3 protein-coding genes are annotated in these 3,573 nt (G+C 71.7%); all 3 read right to left on the minus strand.

What is annotated here, in order from left to right:
* A partial coding sequence (locus CCN39_RS48620; protein WP_086853994.1) for an NUDIX hydrolase occupies nt 1-727 on the minus strand: 727 nt, incomplete at its 3' end.
* On the minus strand, nt 724-3,090 hold the full coding sequence (locus tag CCN39_RS48625) for an RNA degradosome polyphosphate kinase (protein ID WP_208630703.1): 2,367 nt from the start codon (nt 3,088-3,090) through the stop codon (nt 724-726). The genes CCN39_RS48620 and CCN39_RS48625, both read right to left, overlap by 4 nt.
* A gap of 42 nt (nt 3,091-3,132) precedes the next feature.
* Nucleotides 3,133-3,573, minus strand: a 441-nt coding sequence (locus CCN39_RS48630; RefSeq protein ID WP_086853997.1) for a CofC family guanylyltransferase, incomplete at its 5' end; no start/stop codon positions are given.

The following is a 3,573-nucleotide window of genomic DNA, read 5'->3' on the forward strand; positions in this document are numbered from 1 at the left end:
CCCCGTCCCGGTCGGCCAGCGCGCTCACCAGGTCCGGGATCACGCCGCCCTGGCTGCACACCACCGGTGTCCCGCCGTCGCCGGCCACCGCCAGGAGCCGCGCCACGCCCAGGACCGGGTCCGGCCAGTAGCCCTCCTCCGAGAACAACGGCTCGTGGCGGACCTCCGCCGGGACGTCCTCCGCCACCCCGTGGACCGTCTGCACGCACCGCAGCCGCGGGGCCGACAACACCCGGTCCGGGCCGAACAGCGACAGCACCCGGCGCAGCGCCGCCGCCTTGGCGTGCCGGACCAGCAGCAGCGTCGTCAACCCCACCGGGAGTTCGCAGAACGCCCGCAGCACCCGGACGTCCTCCGGGCGCGTCAGCAGTTTTTCCGCCGCCGTCGGGGCCAGCCAGCGCAGCTCGTCGACCTCGTCGTTCGCCTCGAACTCGCCGGAAACCGCTTCCGCGGCGAAGTAGTCGACCGTCTTCGGCACCGTCCCGGAGCCGCTCCGCGCCGGCACCGGGTACGCCGTCCGGGCCAGGTAGCGGCCCAGGACCGCGGTGAACCCCGTCTCTTCCCGGACTTCCCGCACCGCGGCCTCGGCGATCGTCTCGCCCGGGTCGAGTTTGCCCTTCGGGAACGACCAGTCGTCGTAGCGCGGGCGGTGCACCAGCGCGACCTCGGTCACGCCCCCGGCGACGCGCCACAGCACCGCGCCGGCCGCCCGTACCTCCTGGGTCATCCGGCGGCCCCGTGCAGCTTCGCCAGCTCGAGCTGGTGGTCGCGCACGCGCGAACCGTCGGCGGGGAACGGCGACCACTCGCCGCTCGCGGTCAGCACCCAGCAGCGCGTCGCCGGGTCCAGCGCCGAATCGAAGATGTTGTCGAGCTGCGCGGTGAGCTTCGGGTCCTTGACCCGCACCAGCGCCTCGATCCGCCGGTCCAGGTTGCGGTGCATCATGTCGGCGCTGCCGATCCAGTGCGTGCCGCCGGCGCGGAAGTTGAAGACCCGCGAATGCTCCAGGAACCGGCCGAGGATCGAGCGGACGTGGATGTTCTCCGACAGCCCTTCGACGCCGGGCTTGAGCGTGCAGATCCCGCGCACCACGATCTCGACCGGCACCCCGGCCTGCGACGCGTGGTAGAGCGCGTCGATGACCTGCTCGTCGACCAGCGAGTTGCACTTGATCCGGATCCCGGCGTCCTGCCCGGCCCGCGCCAGCTCGATCTCTTCGCCGATCGCGCGCACGATGCCGCGGCGGATACCGTGCGGCGACGTGAGGATCGTCCGGTACGTGTCCTGCCGCGAGTAGCCGGTGAGCACGTTGAACAGGTCGGTGACGTCCGCGCCGATGCTCGGATCGGCGGTGAACAGGCCGATGTCCTCGTAGAGCCGCGCCGTCTTCGGGTTGTAGTTGCCGGTGCCGATGTGGCAGTAGCGGCGGATGGTCGAGCCCTCCTGGCGCACGATCATCGACACCTTGCAGTGCGTCTTCAGCCCGACCAGGCCGTACACGACGTGCACGCCCGCACGCTCCAGCGTCCGCGCCCAGGTGATGTTCGCCTGCTCGTCGAAGCGCGCCTTGATCTCCACCAGCGCGACGACCTGCTTGCCGGCCTCGGCCGCGTCGATCAGCGCGTCGACGATCGGCGAGTCACCGGACGTCCGGTACAGGGTCTGCTTGATCGCGAGGACCTTCGAGTCGGCCGCCGCCTGCTCGATGAACCGCTGCACGCTGGTCGAGAACGAGTCGTACGGGTGGTGCACCAGCACGTCGCCCTCGCGCAGCGTCGCGAACACGCTCTTCGGCGTCTCGCGCTCGCCGAACGCCGGGTGCGTCGCCGGCACGAACGGCCGGTCCTTCAGCTCCTTGCGGTCCACTCCGGACAGCTGGTGCAGGCAGGTCAGGTCGAGCAGCCCGGGCACCTCGACGACGTCCGCCGGGTCGACGTCCAGCTCGCGCAGCAGCAGCTCGAGCATGTGCTCGCTCATGTCCTGCGCGACCTCGAGGCGCACCGGCGGGCCGAACCGGCGCTGCGCCAGCTCGCGTTCGAGGGCCTGGAGCAGGTCCTCGTCGCGGTCCTCGTCGACCTCGAAGTCGGCGTTGCGGGTGACGCGGAAGACGTGGTGCTCGGTGACGTCCATGCCGGTGAACAGCTCGCCGAGGTGGGCGGCGATGAGCTCTTCGAGGGGGAGGAAGGTCGCCGTCCGGCTGGTGCGCTCGGTCTCGACGCGCATCAGGCGCGGCACGTTGCTCGGCACCTTCACCCGGGCGAAGCGCTCGGTGCCGCCTTCCGGGTCGCGGACCGTCACCGCGAGGTTGAGCGAAAGGCCCGAAATGTACGGGAACGGGTGCGCCGGGTCGACGGCCAGCGGCGTCAGGACCGGGAAGATCTGCTCGGAGAAGTAGCTCGACAGCCGGAGCTGGTCGGCGCCGGCCAGGTCGGCCCAGCCGACGATGTGGATGTCCTGCTCGGCCAGCTGCGGGCGCAGGTGCTTCTCGAACGCGCCGGTCTGCCGCTCGACGAGGTCCTGGTTGCGCTTGGCGATGTAGCCGAGCTGCTCGCGCGGGGTGAGCCCGTCCGCGCTGCGCACCAGCAGGCCGGTCTCGTCGCGGCGCTTCAGGCCGGCGACGCGGACCATGTAGAACTCGTCCAGATTGGACGCGAAGATCGCGAGGAACTTCGCCCGCTCGAGCAGCGGCTGCGACTCGTCCTCGGCCAGCGCGAGCACGCGGGCGTTGAAGTCCTGCCACGACAGCTCGCGGTTGAAGTACCGGTCGTCGGGCAGCGTCTCGACGGCTGTCGGCGCGGCGGTGACCGCGGGCGGCGCCGACGGGACGGCCCGGAACTCCTCGGCCGCCCGCGCGTTGCCCTGCGTCGAGCTGCGGCGCCGCGTCGTGGCCGGGGTGGCCGCGGGCGACGTGGACTTGCGGGTTCTCGCCTTGCCGGCGGTGGCACGGGCGGCGGTGTCGCGTGCGGTGGACTTCGACGGCACCTTCTTGGCGGGGGTGGTCTTCTTCGCCGCCTCCGAAGATCCGCTGGCCGGGTTCCGTCGCCTCCGCGGTGCGGGCGTGCCGCCGTCGTCTGTGCTCACGGCCCCCATTCTTCACTACGTCACGCGGAATTGCGCAGACCGCGGTGAAGGTCAGATGAACAGCTCAGCGCGGTACGCCGAGGTGTGTTTCCCGACACCCAGGGCGCGGACGTGGGCGAGATCATCCGGGGTGTCGACGTCGCTGCGCAGGGTCGGCAAGGCCTGGCGCAGGGGGATCGCCCCGGACTCGGCGTGCTTCCGGGCCGAGCCGGGCCCGAACCGGGGATCGAGGGGCGCACCGGGGGCGGCGAGCAGCAGGGTGGTGCCGGTGCCCTGCCGATCGGCGACGAAGGCCCTGCTCCCGGCCGCTTCGGCGAGGGCGGCCGTGAGGTCGCCGGCGCGCAGGGCGGGGAGATCGGCTTGGAGGGCGCCGACGACGGTGGCGGGATCGTCGGCTTTGAGCAGGGCTTCGCCGTGGCGGAAGGCGGCGTTGAGGGTCTTTTCGGCGGGCTCTTCGACGATCTCGACACCGAGTTCGGCCAGCTCGGCGAC

Source organism: Amycolatopsis kentuckyensis (assembly GCF_002155975.1).
In the GTDB taxonomy this organism is placed as follows: domain Bacteria; phylum Actinomycetota; class Actinomycetes; order Mycobacteriales; family Pseudonocardiaceae; genus Amycolatopsis; species Amycolatopsis kentuckyensis.